This window comes from Chryseobacterium turcicum (assembly GCF_021010565.1).
GTDB classification, from domain to species: Bacteria; Bacteroidota; Bacteroidia; order Flavobacteriales; family Weeksellaceae; genus Chryseobacterium; species Chryseobacterium turcicum.
In genome coordinates, this window is record NZ_JAJNAY010000001.1 from 773,506 (window position 1) to 793,660 (window position 20,155).

Sequence of the window (20,155 nt, forward strand, 5' to 3'; positions counted from 1 at the left end):
TCAAAAAACGTTTTATTTTTTTCTAAAATCCAAATTTAATTTTTTTTTAAGCCTCCTTTAAGTTCGTTTTAATCGAGCAACCGCATTTTTGTCATCAAAATAGAGAGAATGAACAAAATTGCAGGACTGCTCGTGATTATTTCTTCAGTCATTTCAGCGCAGCAGCAAATGTCGCTTTTGGAGTGCGAAAATGCCTTTCAGCAAAACAATCTTCAACTTCTTGCCGAGCAATACAGCATCAACATGGCAGATGCAGATATCTTGCAGGCGAAAATCTGGGAACTTCCACAGATGAGTGGTTATATCAACGCTTACAATCCCCAAGACAAAAGGATTTTAGATGCTGGAAGAGCCAAAGGCTTCGAAGTAACCCAGCTTATTTATATGGGCGGCAAAAAGAAAAATGAAATCGCTTTTGCAAAATCTAATAAAGAGCTTGCACAGTTGCAGTTTTCCCAACTTTTGGTAGAGTTACGAACTCAGCTTCACACCAATTACTACAATCTTTACTACGAAAATTTAAAGCTTGAAAATACCAACAAGCAATTGGGATATATGAATGACCTTCTGAAGGCGTATAAAGTACAGTCTGCAAAAGGAAATGTTTCGCTGAAAGATGAAGTGAGACTTCAAAGTATCGTTATTCAACTCAACAATGATAAAGTAGGCATCAATAAAAATCTTTTGGAATTTGAGCAAAATCTTAAAGTGCTTACCGGAATTACAGAAGATATCGAGCCTCAGATTTCTGACGAGGAGGCTAAACAGGTTTTGACGGCACAACCTTTCGGGGATAATGAAGAACTGAAAAGAAAAGCGCTCGAAAACAACGCTGATTATTTATTCATTTTAAAACTGATTGATAATTCCAAATTGTATGCGCAGTGGCAACAATCTTTAAATGTTCCTGATTTGAATGTCGGTGCAGAATACGACCAAGCTTCCGGAACTTTTAATAATGAAATTAACTTAAAAGTAGGAATTCCGATTCCATTATGGAAGAGTAATAAAGGAAATGTAGAGAAAGCCAATTATGCAATTAAGCAGAATCAGAAAAACGCAGAATATCAAAAACTCAATTTAGAAACCAAAGTGCAGTCGGCTTTTCAAATCTGGAAAACCCAATATGACCAGTTGGCTGAAATAAAATCTACCGACTTAAACAATCTTGATTTGGTGTATGACGGTATCCTTAAAAATTTCAGAAATGGAAATGTCAGTCTGATTGAATTTACCGATTTTATGGAAAGCTATCGCCAAACTGCATTGCAGATTTATGATATGAAAAATGGTTTAATGGAATCTGCCATTCAGCTTAATCAATTAGTACAAACCAAAATCTTCTATTAACAATACAATGAAAAAAATAATTATACCCTTGTTTTCGGCTTTGCTTTTATGGTCGTGTTCAAAACCTGAAGCTCCAAAAACTCCCGAACCAAAAGGTTTTGAGTTGAGCAACACCATGCTTGAATCAATTTCAACGGCGAAAGTTGAGAATAGAAATATAGAAGATTCTTACAGTTTTTACGGCAAAATTTCTGCTGACAGAAATTCCTACATCGATGTTTTTCCGTTAGTCGGAGGAAATGTAATGAGTGTAAATGTAGAACTGGGAGATTATGTGAGAAAAGGTCAGGTTTTAGCAACGATTAGAAGTACCGAATTGGCAGAAGTACAAAAAGATGTAAGTGATGCAAGAACAGATTTGCTGGTTGCCCAAAATAATCTACGTGTTGCCAAAGAAATGTATGAAGGAAAACTGAATACCGAAAGAGACGTTTTAGAGGCTAAAAGTCAGGTTCAGAAAGCACAAGACCAAATGCAGAGAGCTTCTGCAGTGAGTACAGTTTATAATGTTAAAAATGGGAATATTTATAGTGTTTTGGCGCCAATTAGCGGGTATATAGTGCATAAAGATATTAATAAAGATATGCAGCTGAGAAGCGATCGAAGTGAAAATATTTTTGATGTTGCCAATACCACCAATGTTTGGGCAATTATGAATATTAATGAAGCGGATATTGATAAAATAAGTCTTGGAATGCCGGCTCAGGTTTCTACATTGTCTTATCCGGATAAAGTTTTTAACGGAAAAATTGATAAAATATTTAAAATTATCGACCCCGAAACCAATGCAATGCAAGCAAGAGTAGTGCTTGACAACTCCAATGGATTATTGATTCCTGATAGCAAGGCGACGATAAAAGTTTCGAAATCTGAAAACAAAATGGCTCTGTCTATTCCTTCAAAAGCGATGATTTTTGATGATGACAGAAGCTATGTAGTCGTTTTTAAATCGAGAACGGATGTGAAGATTAAAGAAATTCAGGTTTTAAAACAACTTGGAGAGGTAGCCTATATTTCTGAAGGTCTTAAAGAAGGTGAAAATGTAATTACCAATAATCAGTTATTAATTTATCGCTCTCTAAAAAATTAATTCATCTAAACCATTAAGATTTTTTGAAGCAGTAAGTCGATTAAGAATGACCGATTACTTAACCTTTCAATTCAGACATCATGAGATGTTTCTTATTTACGCTTACAGTTTCATTTTCTTAATGGTTTTAAAATTATTTAGATACCATTAAACATTAGTGATTAGGCTAAAACCTAAAAATCTAATATCTAACATCTATTCACATGAATAAATTCATAAAAAATATAATCTCATTTTCACTTAAAAATAAAGCATTTACCTTTATTTGGGTAGCGATTTTGGCTGTTGCAGGATTTGTAAGTTTCAAAAACATGCCCATTGAGGCTTTTCCTGATGTTACCAATACCCAAATCGTAATTATTACCCAATGGGATGGTAGAAGTGCCGAAGAAGTGGAACGTTTTGTAACGACCCCTATTGAATTGGCAATGAGCCCGGTTCAGAAAAAAACAAGTGTGAGAAGCACCACCATGTTTGGGCTGTCTATTGTTAAAATTCTTTTCGATGACGGTGTAGATGATATGTTTGCTCGAAATATGGTCAACAATCAGCTTAGAAATATAAGCCTTCCCGAAGGAATTGACCCTGAAGTACAACCTCCTTACGGACCGACAGGTGAAATTTTCAGATATACTCTTGAAAGCAAGAAAAAAGATTCTCGTGAGCTGTTGACCTTACAAAATTGGGTTATTGACAGAGCACTGCGTGGTGTTCCAGGCGTTGCAGACATCAATGTTTTTGGTGGACAGGATAAAGTTTTTGAACTGAGTATCGACCCGAGAGCATTAGATAAATACAATTTAACACCACTTCAGGTTTATGAAGCGGTGACAAAGAGTAATCTGAATGTAGGAGGTGATGTTATTGAAAAAAACGGACAAGCCTATGTGGTACGAGGAATTGGTTTGGTACAGTCGATAGAAGATATCGGCAATATTACGATTCATAATGACAATGGAAATCCTATTTTGGTAAAATATGTTGCTGAAGTTCACGAAAGCTCACGACCGAGAGTAGGACAGGCAGGATTAAACAATCAGGATGATACCGTAGAAGGAATTGTCGTGATGAGGAAAGGTGAAAACCCACGTGAAGTTTTAGTAGGGGTGAAAGCTAAAATTAAAGAGCTTAACGAAAAAATACTTCCCAAAGATGTAAAAATGGTCACTTTCTACGACCGTGATAATCTGATGGATTTTACCACAGAAACCGTGATGCATAATTTATTGGAAGGAATCATCCTCGTTACGGTGATTGTCTTAATTTTTATGGCAGATTGGCGAACGACCTTGATTGTGTCTATCATCATTCCTTTGTCATTGCTTTTTGCGTTTTTATGTTTAAAAATAGCGGGAATGAGTGCCAATTTATTATCATTGGGAGCGGTAGATTTCGGGATTATCATTGATGGAGCCGTCGTCATGGTCGAAGGGATTTTTGTAATGCTCGACCATAAAGCCAAAAAATATGGTAATGAAAGATTCAATAAATTGGCAAAAGCCGGCTGGATAAAACAAACAGGAACGGGCTTAGGAAAAGCTATTTTCTTTTCAAAATTAATTATCATCACTTCATTAATCCCGATTTTCTCATTCCAGAAAGTGGAAGGTAAAATGTTTTCACCTTTAGCATTTACCCTTGGCTTTGCATTGTTGGGTGCTTTAATTTTTACATTGACTTTAGTTCCGGTGTTAACGCATTTGCTTTTAAATAAAAATGTAAGAGAGAAAAACAATCCATTTGTGAATTTCTGGGACAGAATTGTATTAAAAGGTTTCAGTTTTACATTTAAAAATAAGAGATTAAGTTTAATTATTTCTATTTCATTTGTAGCTGTAACTTTATTTTCAGGGAAATTTTTAGGAACTGAATTTTTACCTCAATTAAATGAAGGCTCACTTTGGATAACCGCAGAAATGCCGATGAGCTCATCTTTAAAAGAATCTTTGAAAACTGCCGATATTTTAAAGAAAGATATTATGAGTGTTCCTGAAGTGACTGATGTTTTGGCTCAAACAGGGCGAAGTAACGATGGAACCGATCCCAACGGATTTGGATTTGTACAGTTTGCAGTTAATCTAAAACCAAAAGCCGAATGGAAACGCAAGATTAATTACGAACAACTAACAGAAGAAATAGACAAAAAACTCAGGAATTATCAGGGAATAACATTTAATTATTCTCAACCGATTTCGGATAACGTAGCTGAAGCAGTTGCTGGTTTTAAAGCTGAGAATGGAATTAAAATTTATGGTGACAATCTTCAGACCTTAGATGAATTGGCAGATAAAGTTTTAAAATCAATAAAAGATGTGGATGGAGTAAGAGATGCCGGAATTATTAAAAATATCGGTCAGCCGGAAGTAAATGTCGTTTGGGACAGAAATAAAATGGCAGCTTATGGTGTAATGCCTGAAGATGCGCAAACTGTTTTGGAGATGGCTTTCGGTGGAAAAACAGCTTCAGAAATGTATGATGGAGAAAGAAAATTTCCGATTCGTTTAAGATATTCTCACGAATTCAGAAAAGATGAAAATGACATTGCCTCTCTGATGATTCCTACGCAAGACGGAACGATGATTCCACTGAAAGAAATAGGAAATATTGAGAAAAATAATGGTGCTGCATTTATTTATCGTGATGATATCAAACGTTATATTGGAATTAAATTTTCAATTCGTGACCGAGATTTAGGAGGAACGATTGCTGATGCCCAAAAAGAAGTGGCAAAAATAAATCTTCCTGAAGGCTATAAAGTAGGCTGGACCGGTCAGTTTGAAAACCAACAGCGAGCAACGGCACGTTTAACAGAAGTAGTACCGATTAGTATTTTGGGGATATTTTTCCTTTTGTTTATTCTGTTTGGAAATATGAAAGACTCTCTTTTGGTTTTGGCGAATGTACCTTTTGCTCTAATTGGAGGAATTATCGCATTGCATGTCACCAAGATGAATTTCGGAATTTCTGCCGGAGTGGGAATGATTGCTTTACTGGGAATCTGCATCCAAAACGGAGTTATTTTAATTACAGAGTTCCATCAAAATATCAAAGATGGCCTCAAATTGGACGAAGCTGTTTTTAATGGAGTAAAATCTAGAACAAGACCGGTAATTATGACGGCTTTAATGGCATCGATTGGGCTATTACCTGCAGCTTTATCAACAGGAATTGGTTCTGAATCTCAAAAACCTTTAGCCATTGTCATTATCGGAGGATTAATTACAGCTACAATTCTTACTTTATTAATTTTCCCAATTATTTTCTGGATTTTTAATAGAACGAAGAGAACAGAAGAAATTATTTAAAATTATCTTTCATTTACATTATATAGTTTGAAGCGCTGAAAAATTAATTTTTCAGCGCTTCTTTAATATTAAAATGATGTTAAATATATATTCTAGAAACCAAGTCCTATTGTAAATCCTCTTACCGAATTAGGATAATTGGCAAGTGGCGTGGTAGAACCGTTGGTTGTATTTACAGTGTATATTTTTGTAGTTCCAGCTGTAGTAGCCACCAAATAAGCCTTTTGGCTTGTACTTCCTATATCGAAACCATTTGCACCATCGATATTGATACCTAAAGATCCCAGCTCCATCAAAGTTCCATTGTTAGGCGGATTTTGTAAATATAATTTGTCGGTAGTATAATCAATCACAAAAAGTGAAGTTGTAGTGGCACCCGCAAAATTGTTGGTATATGCCGCTGCGCCTAAAGTAGGTGTCCCTGGATTAATTACGCCGTCTGTTGCTGTGATTCCTCCGGTTATAGGGTCTAGTCTTAAATTTTGTCCGGTATTGCTTACTACTCTTATTTTATCCACAGTAGGATTAAAATCAAAACCAAATTCTGTACCTGCCAATAGCGTAGGGAATTGCGACCCCACTGGAGTTGCGGCACCGTTTCCTAAATTAATGGTATAAATTCTACTTGAACTTCCTAATGCGTAAAGCTGCCCATTTAAAGGTCTGAAGTCTATTCCTAAAATATTTTCTCCAGATTGAAGCCCTGTGATTGCTTTTGTTACAGGTTGTGGATTATTAGGGTTAAATATTTGTAATGAATTGGTGTTGTCCACTGCATAAGCAACAGGATTGGTAGGAATGGCTAAATCTATAATTTTTTGTGAAAGATTTCCAAGGTTTGTTGCTTTTCCGTTGGTTAAATTTATAGTGTATAAACTGTTTTGGGTACCCGTTGTAGCTGCCATTACTGCTAAAGTATTATCAGGATTGATGTCAAATGCTGCTTGTCCTGTAAAAGTTATCCCCAAACTTCCTACTTCTGCCAAAGTACCATTATTAGGCGGGTCTTGTTTAAATAATTTTCCTGAAGTAGCATCAAGATCGTATAAAGTGGTAGATGTTGCTCCCGAAACACTGTTGGTGTACGCAATTCCCATAATAGAAGAAGTGGTGGCAATATTGGTGTCAACGGCTGCAATAGCACCTGTTTCAGGATGTAAACGAAGATTTTGCCCTGTATTGGTCACTAATCTGATTCTGTCTACAGTGGGATTAAAATCAATAGATGCAACGGTTCCGGAAATTAAAGGTGAAAAAGCGGTTGTGCTTAGCGCTCTGGTAGAAGCAGTAGAAGTATTAATGATATAAAATTTGCTTGCGTTAGATACAGCATATAATTCTCCGGTTACCGGTCTAAAATCTAAACTTAGTAGTTTTTCTCCCGTCGATAATCCTGTTATTGGCTTTATATTAGTGAATGAAGAAGAATTATTAGTATTAAAAGATACGAGTTGATTATTTTCTGTTAAAGCAAATACCATGAGATTGGGAGCTGGGATTGGTACTTCGGGTGTTATGTTAACATCTTCATTATCACATGATAATATCGAGACAAGGGCAAATGTAGCCATGCAGAAGTTTAATAGTTTTTTCATAATAATTTATTTTAAATGATTTCTGATATCATTTACGAAAGAAAATTAACTGCGGATTTTTACAAACACTTTTTTTTAATCCATTTTTTTGTTTAAATTTGCAACTCTGTTTTACAGAAATAGATGAGGTTTGCTAGTTTGTGGGTTTAATTATAAAATTTTTTGGATAAAAAGATTTTGGTATATAAAAATTCATTATATTTGCACACCGAAAATTTGGATAAACAATAAAATAAATAATTTAAATCATGGCAAAGGAAACGTTTAATCGTAACAAACCACACTTGAACATTGGTACTATTGGTCACGTTGACCATGGTAAAACTACACTTACTGCAGCTATTTCTGCTGTATTAGCGAGCAAAGGTCTTGCTGAGAAGAAAGATTTCTCTGCTATTGACTCTGCTCCTGAAGAGAAAGAAAGAGGTATTACTATTAATACTGCTCACATTGAATACGAAACTGAAAAAAGACATTACGCTCACGTTGACTGTCCAGGTCACGCGGATTACGTAAAGAACATGGTAACGGGTGCTGCTCAGATGGATGGTGCTATCGTTGTATGTGCTGCTACAGATGGACCAATGCCTCAAACTAGAGAGCATATCCTTCTTTGTCGTCAGGTAAACGTACCTAGAATCGTTGTTTTCATGAACAAAGTTGACATGGTAGACGATGCTGAATTGTTAGAGCTTGTTGAAATGGAATTAAGAGACTTATTGTCTACTTACGAATTCGACGGAGATAACTCTCCAGTAATTCAAGGTTCTGCATTAGGTGCTCTTACAGCTGCTACTGCTGAAGGAGGTGCTAAGACAGATGACCAATGGTTCAAATCTGTTGAGCAATTGATGGATGCTGTTGACGAATGGATCGAGCAACCACCAAGAGATACTGATAAGCCATTCTTGATGCCAATCGAAGACGTATTCTCTATTACAGGTAGAGGTACTGTTGCAACTGGTAGAATCGAAGCTGGTATTATCAACACAGGAGATCCTGTAGATATCATCGGTATGGGTGAAGAAAAATTAACTTCTACTATTACAGGAGTTGAGATGTTCAGAAAAATCCTTGATAGAGGTGAAGCTGGAGATAACGTAGGTTTATTGTTGAGAGGTATTGAAAAAACTGACATCAAGAGAGGTATGGTTATCGCTAAGAAAGACTCTGTGAAGCCTCACAAGAAATTCAAAGCTTCTGTTTATATCCTTTCTAAAGAAGAAGGTGGACGTCACACTCCATTCCACAACAAATACCGTCCTCAGTTCTATGTAAGAACTACAGACGTTACGGGTGAAATCTTCTTACCAGAAGGTGTAGAAATGGTAATGCCTGGTGATAACTTAGAGATCACTGTAGAATTGTTACAGCCAATCGCTCTTAACGTAGGTCTTAGATTTGCGATCAGAGAAGGAGGTAGAACAGTTGGTTCAGGTCAGGTTACTGAAATCTTAGACTAATCATCTTAAAATAATTAAAGTTCCGTAAGGAAACTTACGGAACTTTTAATCTACGGGCATCGTCCAATGGTAGGATACCGGTCTCCAACACCGTTGATCAGGGTTCGAATCCTTGTGCCCGTGCAAATATAAATTATGAGTTCATTTATCGATTTTTTAAAAGGTTCTTATAACGAATTCAGACATAAAGTTGAATGGCCAAAATGGTCAGACTTACAGTCTTCTACAATCGTAGTTACTGTTGCTACTGTCATTTTAGCATTATTTACTTTTGGTGTTGATGAATTGTTTTCAAAATCAATCAGCAATATCTTAGGGATACTAATTAACAGCTTCAACTAATAAAAACTATTTTCCATAATGAGCGAATTGAAATGGTATGTGCTGAAAGCAATCAGCGGACAGGAAAATAAAGTGAAAAACTATATTGAGACAGAAATCAAACGTTTAGGGTTTGAACAGTATGTTACTCAAGTGGTAATTCCTATGGAAAAGGTAATTCAGCTTAGAAACGGAAAAAAAGTTCCTAAAGAAAGACCTTACTATCCAGGTTACCTAATGGTGGAAGCAGAGCTGATGGGAGAGATTCCTCACGTTATAAAGAATATTCCAGGTGTAATTTCTTTCTTAAGTTTAACCAAAGGAGGAGATCCTGTACCAATGAGAAAATCCGAGGTTAACAGAATGTTAGGTAGAATGGATGAGCTTTCAGAATTTGCTTCTGATGCAGAAATTCCATTCATTGTTGGAGAGAATGTAAAAGTAGTAGATGGTCCTTTCAACGGATTCAACGGTACAGTAGAAAAAATTCTTGAAGATAAGAAGAAAGTAGAAGTATCAGTTTTGATTTTCGGAAGAAAAACTCCAATGGAGCTGAGCTATATGCAAGTAGAAAAAGTATAATTCATACTTTTATAAATATAAATACCGTTCAAATTTTGAACGGTATTTTTTTGTTTAATATTTTCAACTCACAAACAATTAATTCATTATTCTGAATATATTTTAAAATTAATCATTGTTGTCCGGTAAAAATTAGAAATACAATTAACAGCTTGCTTCGGATCAATGCCAAAACCTGGGGACTAGGCAAAAAGTTTTGATAATCTGAATAGGAAAAATGCTTTATCTCGTACACCTCGAAGTTGTAACCTGAAGTTTTTTATTTTGGCATTGAAAGATTCTGCTGAAGCATTTGTGCTTCGCTGGTTAAAATAATTGAGAATGCCGTTGTAGTTATGCATAATAGTTTTTGTTAAGGTATTAAAGGATTTAAATCCAGATTCTTCCACTTCTCTAAACCAATGGACTAACTTTAACATAGCGACAGATTTTTGAATGTTCTGATTATAAATTTTCCTGAGCCCATCTGATAAATTGTACGCCTTTTCTAAATCGGGATACTCCTTAAATAGGATTTTTGCTCTTTGTTTTTGTGATAAAGTCCACTTTTCTCTAGTTTTATAAAGCAGGTATCTGCTTCTTGCTAAAAGTTGCTTTCGGGTGTCATCGTTTTCAAAAACTTTAATTATAGGTTTTCGCTTCTTTTGTTTCGCTTCCGTGAGCAAGTTATTTTCTTGCTCAATGGCCTGCCAGCGATGCTTAATCCTTATTTCCTGAAGGGCTTCTGTGGCGAGTTTCTGAACATGGAAGCGATCGATAACCGGTGTTGCATTAGGAAAACATTTTTTGGCAATAAGTTTCATAGACCCAGCCATATCTAAAGTAATTTCCGTTACTTTTATTCTTAATTTTCTGTTGATTTTACAAAGATGTTCAATTACTGTTTCACTCTGTATTCCTCTGATAATGGCTACAATTGAGCCTTTTCTACCCTTTCCCTTTTTTGAGGTGAGAACGGTATAGAGTTCGCCATCAGAAAGGGCAACTTCATCCAGAGAGAGCTGCTCTGAAATATTTTGAGGATGCAAAATCCAGTCTTCGGCGTGCGGTTTTTGCTCCCAATTTTTAAAATCGCTGAGGGAATGTTTGTACTGTCTTTGAAATTTTCTGCCCTCCACACCGTAAAGCTCTCCAATGGTTTTGCAGGACAAGGCTTTAGCATCGGCAGATTTTTTTTAAGAACTCTGCAAAATCTTGTGTCATGCGTGTTCCTTGGGCAATAAGAGTCCAATCTCTTTGGAGAATATTCCCCGTTTTCGTGTCTGTCCACCTTCTTCGTTTGATGTGGAGTTTTACGGTTTTGCCACGAAGCGGAAAATCATCCACCGTAATTTCTTCTAAAAAACCTTTGGAATACAATGTTAAAGAAGAAAACTCTTTTGGAATCGTACTTTTCTCTTCGAAATAAAGATGTAAAATTTTGTTTTCTTCTTCAAAATTTATAATATCGAAGTGCTCGATTAAATATTCTGGTAATAATAATTTGAGTAGCCCGGCATCGTTAATCATACCCCAAAATTAAGTATTTTTATTTTTCTCCCCAGGTTTTGGCATTGATCCCTTGCTTCTCTGGAGCTTTAATGAAAAAAAAACATTATTTTCTATCAAGAGTTTGCTCCTAATGGAGCTTTATTAATTCCATCGGGATTTTCTGTTAATAGAAAAAATGAAATTATCCAAAACAAAGCTCCAGAGGAGCGATCTATCGATTTATCTTATTAACATTGAGTTTGTCAATTTGTTTATTGTTTTAATCGGATAACAATGAGAATTAATAGATATTGTTGCATTGTTGATGATTTAAATGCTTCCACATAATTTCTTTATGTAATCTTAGATTTAGTAGAATTCAAAAAATTAGAAATTTTGAAATATTATTTTTTTATTTCTGAATTTTAATGAGTTAAGTATTTGGTAATTCAAAAATATTTCATAATTTTGCAGTCCGAAAAGTAGGTTTACTTTATGTGAGTGCGGTAACCTGCTGAATAATAAATGCTTCCAAACTCATTAATTATTCAAATTTAAAAAACAAAAAATGGCTAAAAAAGTCTTTAAAATGGTTAAGCTCCAAGTAAAAGGAGGAGCAGCAAACCCATCTCCACCAGTAGGTCCAGCTTTGGGTTCTGCAGGGGTGAACATCATGGAGTTTTGTAAGCAATTTAACGGAAGAACTCAAGATAAGCCAGGACAAGTTTTACCTGTAGTAATTACAGTGTACGAAGACAAATCTTTTGAATTCGTAATTAAAACTCCTCCTGCAGCAATCCAGTTAATGGATGCAGCTAAAATCAAGAGTGGTTCTGGAGAACCAAACAGAAACAAAGTAGGTGCTGTATCTTGGACTCAGGTTCAAAAGATCGCTGAAGACAAGATGACTGACCTTAACTGCTTTACAATGGATTCTGCAGTTTCTATGGTTGCAGGTACTGCTAGATCTATGGGATTAAGAGTAACAGGAACTAAACCAACTTTTAACGCTTAATACTTAGAGAAATGGCAAAATTGACTAAAAAGCAAAAGGAAGCTTTAAGCAAAGTAGAAAAAGGAAGAATCTATAACCTTGAAGAAGGTTCTGCTCTTGTAAAAGAGGTGAACACTGCAAAGTTTGATGCTTCTGTAGATATCGCTGTAAGATTGGGTGTAGATCCAAGAAAAGCAAACCAAATGGTAAGAGGTGTAGTATCTCTTCCTCACGGTACTGGTAAAGATGTTAAAGTTTTGGCTTTAGTAACTCCAGATAAAGAAGCTGAAGCTAGAGAAGCTGGTGCTGATTATGTAGGTCTTGATGAATATTTACAAAAAATAAAAGAAGGTTGGACGGATGTTGACGTTATCGTTACTATGCCAGCTGTTATGGGTAAATTAGGACCTTTAGGTAGAGTATTAGGACCAAGAGGTTTGATGCCTAACCCTAAATCAGGTACTGTTACTATGGAAATTGGTAAAGCAGTAACTGAAGTGAAAGCTGGTAAAATTGACTTTAAAGTAGACAAATACGGTATTATCCATGCTGGTATTGGTAAAGTATCTTTCGATGCTGCTAAAATCAGAGAAAATGCTCAGGAATTGATCTCTACTTTGGTTAAAATGAAGCCTACTGCTGCTAAAGGTGTTTATGTAAAAAGCATTTATTTGTCTTCTACAATGAGCCCTGGTATTGCAATCGATACTAAATCTGTAAACTAATACTAAATCCTAAGACAATGACAAAAGACCAAAAAGTTGTAGCGATACAAGAGATCAAAGACTTGCTTCAGGATGCTAAAGTAGTATATGTTGCAGATCTTGAAGGATTGAATGCTGGTAAAGCATCTGACTTCAGAAGACAGGCTTTCAAGCAAAACATCAAAGTGAAAGTTGTAAAAAATACACTTTTGCAAAAAGCAATGGAACAAATCGAAGGAGTAGATTACTCTGAAATGTTCCAAACTTTCAAAGGTAACTCTGCATTAATGATTGCTGAAACAGCTAACGCTCCAGCAAAATTAATCAAAGACTTTAGAAAAAAAGAAGAGAAGCCGGCTTTAAAATCAGCTTTCGTACAAGAAACTTTCTATGTTGGTGACAACAACCTTGATGCTTTAGTAAGCATTAAGTCTAGAGAAGAAATGATCGGTGAAATCATCGGATTACTTCAGTCTCCAATCCAAAGAGTTATTTCTGCTCTTCAAAACCAATCTGAAACTGCAGAAGCTACAACTGAAGAAGTTGCTGCACCTGCTGTGGAAGAAACTCCAGCTACTGAAACTCCAGAAGCTGCTGCAGAAGGAGAAGCTCCAGCTGCAGAATAATTAGACTCTCAAAAAATCAATCAATAATCAACAAAAACATTACAACAATGTCAGATTTAAAAAATTTAGCTGAAACGCTAGTAAACTTAACAGTAAAAGACGTAAACGAATTAGCAACTATCCTTAAAGACGAGTACGGAATCGAGCCTGCTGCTGCTGCAGTTGTTATGGCTGGTCCTGGTGCTGAAGCTGCTGAAGAAAAGACTGAATTCGACGTAATTCTTAAGTCTGCAGGTGCTTCTAAATTGGCTATCGTTAAATTAGTAAAAGATTTAACTGGTGCAGGTCTTAAAGAAGCTAAAGACATCGTAGACGGAGCTCCTTCTGCTATCAAAGAAGGTATCTCTAAAGACGAAGCTGAAGCTCTTAAGAAGCAATTAGAAGAAGCTGGTGCTGAAGTAGAATTGAAGTAATCATTTACTTTCAAACATATAAGAGCAACTACATTTTTTGTAGTTGCTTTTTTTATGCATCATATTTAAAATTAAGTTCCCTTAAAAACAGATGTGCTTCAGTATTTCTGAATAATGTTTTTTTAATCCTACTATTTCATATTTTGTCATAAAATTTTAAATCTTTTTATCATCGAGAGTTTTATATATTAATCAATTGATTACAAAATGTTAAATTTGAGTATTTAACATTTAAAGAATACTCTGATATTGAATTAATTGCTTAATTTTGCCACATAAATAATTATAATTGGGTAAAATTTTACGCAATATCAATATTAATGTAAATGAAGTAAACTTAAACTTAAGTTTACATCGTTTTTGCATTTATGTTACATTTATATTTTCTTTTTTCTGCAGTAATGCATACGCGCAAGTTGAGATTGAGACAAGTGCTCCTCAAGCCACTATTATACTTAAACAAGGGGCTACGATTTTTTCTACCGATGCAAGTTTCAATCAGCAAATTAATTCAGACAAAATTACCATTAAGAATGCCGATGTTTCTACATCAGAAATACATAGTAATGCGCAGATTCTTACGGGAAGACTGAATAAAATTCCAGAAGCTGAAACTCTCAAAAAGACGTTTAGAAATGATGTAAAAATAGCTTTAGAAAATAAAAATAAGGAAACTTTAAAAAAGATAAAAAAAGAAATTGCCGATTATAAAAAAAGAATAAATCCTTTTAAGTCTGAAAATCTGCGTTTCCCTACCTCTCAAGAGTTTACTTCTGCCACACATACTAATCGAGATTATGTAGCACCAAGCTATAATCATCATCATTTTTCTAAAATACATGCTTCACAGAATCAATATGTCATAAAGTGTGCTTTAGATTTTTTACACAAGCAAGAATATATTTATTATAACAGTAAATCTTTAGATTACTGTTTTACTCATGTCTTTTCTGTAAGGCCACCTCCAGTTTTAGTATAAATTCTTATAAAGGCTAATTAAGGTCTTTTATACAAAAATTTATCAATCACCATCCTGTAGCTTTTTTTTAGGGCTAAAAATTGTTCACACTTCTATCATATTTTCATGTGGTAAATAAACGTTTGTTTTTATACACGCAGGTTGGTATTTAACTAAAAACTATGAGTAAATATTTAAAATTCAATAATTTTAGAATAGAAAAGCACGTAATCACTAGATTTTTGATGGTTGTTTCATTATTCTTTTTTCATCACGTTTTCGCAGATGGTACAAAGCAGGTTTCTCCTGGAAATGGAAGCGGAGCAGCAACGGCAAACGGTACTGCTTATCTCGTAAATCCAACCGGTGCTGCAGGTTCTTATCCCGGCTCAGCGGTTAACTCCAAATTAAAAGTTACAGTACAAAACTTCAATATCGAGAGTATTCTTTCAGGTTTTATGCCCCGTACGTTCAATAATTCTGCTACTACATTGGTTACCAATGCTTATGTCAGAATCCTTAATCCTTCAGGAGTAGAGGTTTATAAAAGGTTAATTCCTACAACGGCTGGGCTCCCAGGTTTTATTTCTACTTACGGTCAAGCTTGGAATGGCCCAAATGTAAGTGGTGGTTATAGCCCTTTTACTTATCAGCCTATTGTAAATGGAGAATTTACAATCGAATTGTATAGAAGTGATGATCTCGGCGTAACTGCAGTTACTGCTACTGCTGACGGAAATGTAACGTTTCCCTATTTTGATATTTCAGTAGCAACGGGAGCGGGAGCAACAACGAGCGTAATTAACGGCAGATTGTGGTCTAGAAACTGGAGTTTTATTACAACCAATATTATTGATACTAACTTTCCCAATGTTGTTACTTCTTCTTTTGAAGGAGATTTCTATGTTTTTACCAATGATGGCTTTAAGGCTCTTGTTGATTTTCAGAACGGATTTAAGCCTTTTGGTTTTCAATTGGTGATGAATTTTGAAGGAGTGGCAAGTACTGGAAACTTCGCAGCAGATAATAAATCCCGAAATGGTATTTTTACTGCTCCTAATACAATTACTTATCCTGCTTTACCAACTGGTTATCGACTCTTTCTTACAACACCAGATCCTGTAGCCTTTCAGAATGGTACAGTGGGTTCGCCAGCAATTACGGGAAATATCTATGGATGTCCGGGAGCTTATTTTATTCCGTATTATCTAGACAGAACAGGAGATGTTGCGGTTACATTAGATCTTAATGGTATTCCTGGTTATCAGCCAGGTACAGAAGATGTCGTTTTACAGGCTTTTAATGTACCTGTAGGAAATAATATTATGGCCTGGAATGGTCTTAATGGCCTAGGAGGAACACCGCCGGTCAATTTTTCGGCAGGAGTTTCGGTTCTTTTACTTCAAGGTCGTGTAAATCTTCCAATGATTGATGCAGAATTGAATACCAACGGTTTATCGGCAATTTCAATATTCCCTAACTTAGGAAATCGACCATTATTTTGGGATGATTCTGGTATTACAGCATTTGGTACTGCGGGAAATGCCAATGCAAATATAACGGTAGGAGGTACTTTTACTCCTAATCTGAGATCAGGTATTGTGGGACCAAGCCATGCTTGGGATGGTTCAAATCCTACGTTGGCAACGCCTGCACCTTTAACGGCGAATCAAGGAAGTAATACTACTACACTAGAAGATGATTATGGGAATGCTAGAATTATCAATACTTGGTTTTATGGTTCTCAGGTCGAATCTGCATTGCGTACTTTAAGTTTACCTGGCTGTGATAACGACTTTGATGGAATTCCTAATAATATAGATTTAGATGACGATAACGATGGCATTTTAGATACTGTTGAAAATAATGGTTTAACAGATCCTCTAGGTTATTATAATGGTAGTGCGATTCCTAATTATATAAATCCTCAATCTCCAGGATTTGTTGATACCAATTTTGATGGGGTAGATGATCGTTATGATTTAGATAAAGATGGTATTATCAACCAGTTTGATACCGATGTTGATGGAGACGGTTGTGCTGATGCAATAGAAGGAAGTGAATATGTAACTGCTGTTCAAATTCATTCGCTTACATTACCTGTGGGGGATGCTAATTACTCTTACAGAGGGCAGATTAAGGTCTTGGCAAATGGTATAACAACTGGTACTCCATCTCAGATTGTAAGTACGGTATCTGGAGCAAATGGAGTTCCTCTTTTGGTTAATCCAGCAGCAAGTAATACTGGAAATACCTTAGGGGTTGCCGACAATACTGATGGAACTTCTGATGTAGGGCAAGGTTTAGGGATTTCTCAAAATGCATCTTTTAATGGATGTACAGATTCAGATCAGGATGGTATTCCTGATGCTGATGATTTGGATGATGATAATGATGGAATTTTAGATAGTGTAGAATGTCCAGGTGTGAACACCGTTGTTAATGGAACATTTGATATTGGCTTTAACACTGGTAATTGGGCTTCTTCTGGAGGTTGGGTGATTTCTGGAGGTGTTGCATCTAATGTTACTGACAGTGCAGTAAATCAAACTCTATCTCAAACATTAACTAATTTAGATAAAGCACAAGGAGGAATTGTATCTTTAACGTTCACAGTAGGTGCGCAGGATGGTAATAATGCCTCTGGTTCTAGTGCTTCTTTGGATATTCTATTGAATGGAGTAGTTTATGCTACCTTAAATAATAGTACAGTAAGGGCATTGGGTACGAATAATATTACCATAAATACACAAAACGGTGCCACAACTACTTTTGTATCTTATTCTACATTTCCTCAATCAGGATATAATGTGCAGACATTTACATTAGACATATTCTATTCAGGACCAGCGTCTGCAGTATTAGGTTTCAGGATGAATTCTGCATTCGATGATTGGAGTGTTGATAATGTTTCGATACTTATTCGTGCTTGTGATACAGATAATGATGGAATACCCAATGATTTAGATTTAGATTCTGATGGTGATGGTTGTCCGGATGCTATTGAAGGTTCTGAAAGTGTAACTTATAAAATGATTAATCCTATGACGGCAACTTCTAATCCTGGACAGATTGGTGTATTGGCAAATGGTACTACAGCGGGAACTCCTGTGCAGGTGATTAGTACTTTTGCAGCAGCGAGAGGAGTACCACAGTTGCTAAATAATGGGGCTAATAACTATAATATTCTTAATAATACTAATAATACGGCAGGTGTTGTAGATAATACAGATGGTTCTGCAGATGTGGGGCAAGGTATAGGGACTTCTCTTAATTCTACACTGCAAGATCTAGAATGTAGATGTTACAAACCGGCTAATACTGCTACAGCAGGTCTTCCAACCAATCAAGGGATTACAGCTTTGGGAAGAGCGGGAGCAAGTAATGGAAACTGGCCAATGAAAATTACAGGTGCATACACCGCTTTAGACGCTAAAACCAAAGGTCTTGTGCTGAATAGACTAACGACAGCTCAGATTAATGGCCTTGCTCCAGTAAGAGGAATGATGGCTTATGATACTGATTTGAATTGCCTGAAAATCTATGACGGAACAGTATGGGCTTGCTACACCAAACAAACTTGCGATCAGTATTAATCTTTAAATTTTAAAAAAATGAAAAAATATAGCATAGCAATTTTGTCAATCGTTTCAGGATTATTTTACAGCCAGATAACCATAGGAAAAACCACCCCCTCTTTATTACCAGCCAATACAAGTGTTTCTATAGAGTTTGGAAATGCAACGGGAGGCAATAAAGGCATCGTTTTGCCTTGGGTATCGCAAACAAGCCTTGTTGCAGGAGCAGTTCCGGGAACGATTGTGTTTGATAGTCGTGCAACAGAGCAAAAGATATATTTTGCCAAAGCTGCCACCCCAAACTCTACGGTAGTTTCGCAATGGGTAGATTTATCGGTAGGTGCATTAACGCCAACTACAGCTTTTACTTCTGATGCCAATGATGAAAATACAGCTGCAAAAGTACTTGTTGGTGGTAATCCATTAACAGATTCTACCCCTGGAGTTTTGGTTTTGGGAGATACCAATAAAGCAATGGTCTTACCAAGAGTAAGTTCCATTGCAGATATTGTGAGCCCAAGTGCGGGAATGATGGTTTTTTTAACCGGAACGCCCACGGCTCCCATCAATCAACTTGCTGTTTTCAATGGCAGAGAATGGTCTTTTTGGGCTAAACAGTAATTCATACAATTAATTAATTTTTTATATAATAACCACTTCGCTTTGAAGTGGTTTTTTTTTTGGATGAAATATAATAGGGTAGAAATTTAATTATTACAGAAAGTTTTTGCGCTTTTCTCCTGAATTATTTCATGTTAATGGGAGCGATTCAGTAAATAAAATTGAAGGTCGAAATTTTCAATTAGAATTGACAATAATCATTGCTTCTTATAGAATGTATGGGTAAATTATTACCATATGTAATTAATTATCCCTAATTAATAAAAATAATGAATTATAGGTTGAAAATCAATTGTTTCGGGTCTGATTTTGAGGTTAAAAATCTTTCTTTTTTATATAGATTTTCAGTGAGAAATTAATTAAACAAACGCTTAGTTAATAAATAAAGCGATATCTTTGCAAAGCACAAATTAAGCATGGATAAAAGATTTTTTTTTAAAACAATGTTGAAGTTTTTTTGTTTCCACAAAATTTCTAAATTTCACCTTTTTCTGAAACTATCCATTCTTTTTCTTTTTCAAATTACTTCTTTTTCGGCAAAGGAAAATAGAAAAGATACTTTAAATGCATCTTTTATTTATATCGAAAAAAATATTGAGATATTTTCAAGCGATGTAAATTTTACAAAGCAGCTTCAAAATGCAAAGGTCATTACTGAGCAGAAATTAGTAATCTGTGAACGTCTGCCAAAAACTAATAATATTTCTAAACATATACAGGTTGGGATTGGGATTGAGGATAGAACCAGAGCTTTCCAAAATGATGAGTCTGCAAAACAAACAGAGAAAAGAATTAAAGATTTTCAAAAAAGTAAAATAAAAAAATCTCAATGGGAAATCTATTCTAATCATACTGAAGATTCTTTTCATGAATTTTCGGGCTTTCATAAAAAGTATATTTCATCTTCCGAGCACCAATATTTTTTAGATAAGTTTTTTGCAGAAAAAGATTTTGCGGCAAAAGAAAATTTGAAATTTATACATCAGCATCAGTATTTCCTATATAGTAGTAAATCTCTGGATTTCTGTTTTTCAACTGTTTTTTCTGTAAGGCCTCCGCCTTTTTTAAGTTAAAAAAAACAAGTG

The 20,155-nt window shown here is 35.5% G+C and carries 17 protein-coding genes and 1 tRNA gene; 15 read left to right on the forward strand and 3 right to left on the reverse strand.

Annotated elements, in window-relative coordinates:
* Positions 1–108: 108 nt before the first annotated feature.
* The 3 genes from LO744_RS03675 to LO744_RS03685 all read left to right on the forward strand — a co-directional run bounded on the left by LO744_RS03675 (position 109) and on the right by LO744_RS03685 (position 5,745).
* Positions 109–1,350 carry a TolC family protein gene (locus tag LO744_RS03675; protein WP_230667229.1) on the forward strand — a complete coding sequence of 414 codons (1,242 nt, stop codon included), beginning with the start codon at positions 109–111 and terminating at the stop codon, positions 1,348–1,350.
* A 7-nt stretch (positions 1,351–1,357) separates the two neighbouring features.
* Positions 1,358–2,440, forward strand: coding sequence for an efflux RND transporter periplasmic adaptor subunit (locus LO744_RS03680; RefSeq protein WP_230667230.1), 1,083 nt, complete (start codon positions 1,358–1,360; stop codon positions 2,438–2,440).
* Positions 2,441–2,643: 203 nt separating this feature from the next.
* A complete protein-coding gene (locus tag LO744_RS03685; protein WP_230667231.1) occupies positions 2,644–5,745 on the forward strand; it encodes an efflux RND transporter permease subunit in 3,102 nt (1,033 codons plus the stop codon).
* Between the two features lie 92 nt (positions 5,746–5,837).
* On the opposite strand, the gene LO744_RS03690 is transcribed toward LO744_RS03685, so the two are convergent.
* Positions 5,838–7,340, reverse strand: a complete 1,503-nt coding sequence (locus LO744_RS03690; RefSeq protein WP_230667232.1) for a DUF4394 domain-containing protein — start codon at positions 7,338–7,340, stop codon at positions 5,838–5,840.
* Positions 7,341–7,588: 248 nt separating this feature from the next.
* Between LO744_RS03690 and tuf the strand changes: the two genes are divergently transcribed.
* The 4 genes from tuf to nusG all read left to right on the forward strand — a co-directional run bounded on the left by tuf (position 7,589) and on the right by nusG (position 9,706).
* Positions 7,589–8,803 carry an elongation factor Tu gene (gene tuf, locus LO744_RS03695; protein WP_076452082.1) on the forward strand — a complete coding sequence of 405 codons (1,215 nt, stop codon included), beginning with the start codon at positions 7,589–7,591 and terminating at the stop codon, positions 8,801–8,803.
* Between the two features lie 52 nt (positions 8,804–8,855).
* A tRNA-Trp gene (locus LO744_RS03700) sits at positions 8,856–8,926 on the forward strand.
* Positions 8,927–8,938: 12 nt separating this feature from the next.
* Positions 8,939–9,145: a preprotein translocase subunit SecE gene (gene secE / locus LO744_RS03705; protein ID WP_079466818.1), complete on the forward strand. Its 207-nt coding sequence runs from the start codon at positions 8,939–8,941 to the stop codon at positions 9,143–9,145.
* A gap of 18 nt (positions 9,146–9,163) precedes the next feature.
* Complete coding sequence (gene nusG, locus LO744_RS03710) at positions 9,164–9,706, forward strand: transcription termination/antitermination protein NusG (RefSeq protein ID WP_230667233.1); 543 nt, start codon at positions 9,164–9,166, stop codon at positions 9,704–9,706.
* 182 nt (positions 9,707–9,888) lie between these two features.
* Here nusG and LO744_RS03715 read toward each other — a convergent pair whose 3' ends face one another.
* Positions 9,889–10,857: an ISAon1 family transposase gene (locus LO744_RS03715; RefSeq protein ID WP_230667234.1), complete on the reverse strand. Its 969-nt coding sequence runs from the start codon at positions 10,855–10,857 to the stop codon at positions 9,889–9,891.
* A 4-nt stretch (positions 10,858–10,861) separates the two neighbouring features.
* Positions 10,862–11,215, reverse strand: a complete 354-nt coding sequence (locus LO744_RS03720; RefSeq protein ID WP_230667235.1) for an ISAon1 family transposase N-terminal region protein — start codon at positions 11,213–11,215, stop codon at positions 10,862–10,864.
* A gap of 529 nt (positions 11,216–11,744) precedes the next feature.
* On the opposite strand from LO744_RS03720, the gene rplK reads away from it, so the two are divergent.
* The 8 genes from rplK to LO744_RS03760 all read left to right on the forward strand — a co-directional run bounded on the left by rplK (position 11,745) and on the right by LO744_RS03760 (position 20,143).
* Positions 11,745–12,191, forward strand: a complete 447-nt coding sequence (rplK, locus tag LO744_RS03725) for a 50S ribosomal protein L11 (protein WP_230667236.1) — start codon at positions 11,745–11,747, stop codon at positions 12,189–12,191.
* Positions 12,192–12,202: 11 nt separating this feature from the next.
* The gene (gene rplA, locus LO744_RS03730) at positions 12,203–12,895 is read left to right on the forward strand and encodes a 50S ribosomal protein L1 (protein WP_230667237.1); all 693 of its coding nucleotides are present in this window, start codon (positions 12,203–12,205) and stop codon (positions 12,893–12,895) included.
* A 17-nt stretch (positions 12,896–12,912) separates the two neighbouring features.
* A complete protein-coding gene (gene rplJ / locus LO744_RS03735; protein ID WP_230667238.1) occupies positions 12,913–13,500 on the forward strand; it encodes a 50S ribosomal protein L10 in 588 nt (195 codons plus the stop codon).
* A gap of 47 nt (positions 13,501–13,547) precedes the next feature.
* The gene (gene rplL / locus LO744_RS03740; RefSeq protein WP_066678612.1) at positions 13,548–13,913 is read left to right on the forward strand and encodes a 50S ribosomal protein L7/L12; all 366 of its coding nucleotides are present in this window, start codon (positions 13,548–13,550) and stop codon (positions 13,911–13,913) included.
* A 289-nt stretch (positions 13,914–14,202) separates the two neighbouring features.
* Positions 14,203–14,892, forward strand: coding sequence for a hypothetical protein (locus tag LO744_RS03745; protein WP_230667239.1), 690 nt, complete (start codon positions 14,203–14,205; stop codon positions 14,890–14,892).
* 161 nt (positions 14,893–15,053) lie between these two features.
* Entirely contained in the window at positions 15,054–18,467 is a 3,414-nt protein-coding gene (locus LO744_RS03750) for a hypothetical protein (protein ID WP_230667240.1), read from the forward strand.
* Between the two features lie 18 nt (positions 18,468–18,485).
* The gene (locus LO744_RS03755) at positions 18,486–19,070 is read left to right on the forward strand and encodes a hypothetical protein (protein ID WP_230667241.1); all 585 of its coding nucleotides are present in this window, start codon (positions 18,486–18,488) and stop codon (positions 19,068–19,070) included.
* Between the two features lie 443 nt (positions 19,071–19,513).
* Positions 19,514–20,143: a hypothetical protein gene (locus tag LO744_RS03760; protein ID WP_230667242.1), complete on the forward strand. Its 630-nt coding sequence runs from the start codon at positions 19,514–19,516 to the stop codon at positions 20,141–20,143.
* Positions 20,144–20,155: the final 12 nt, after the last annotated feature.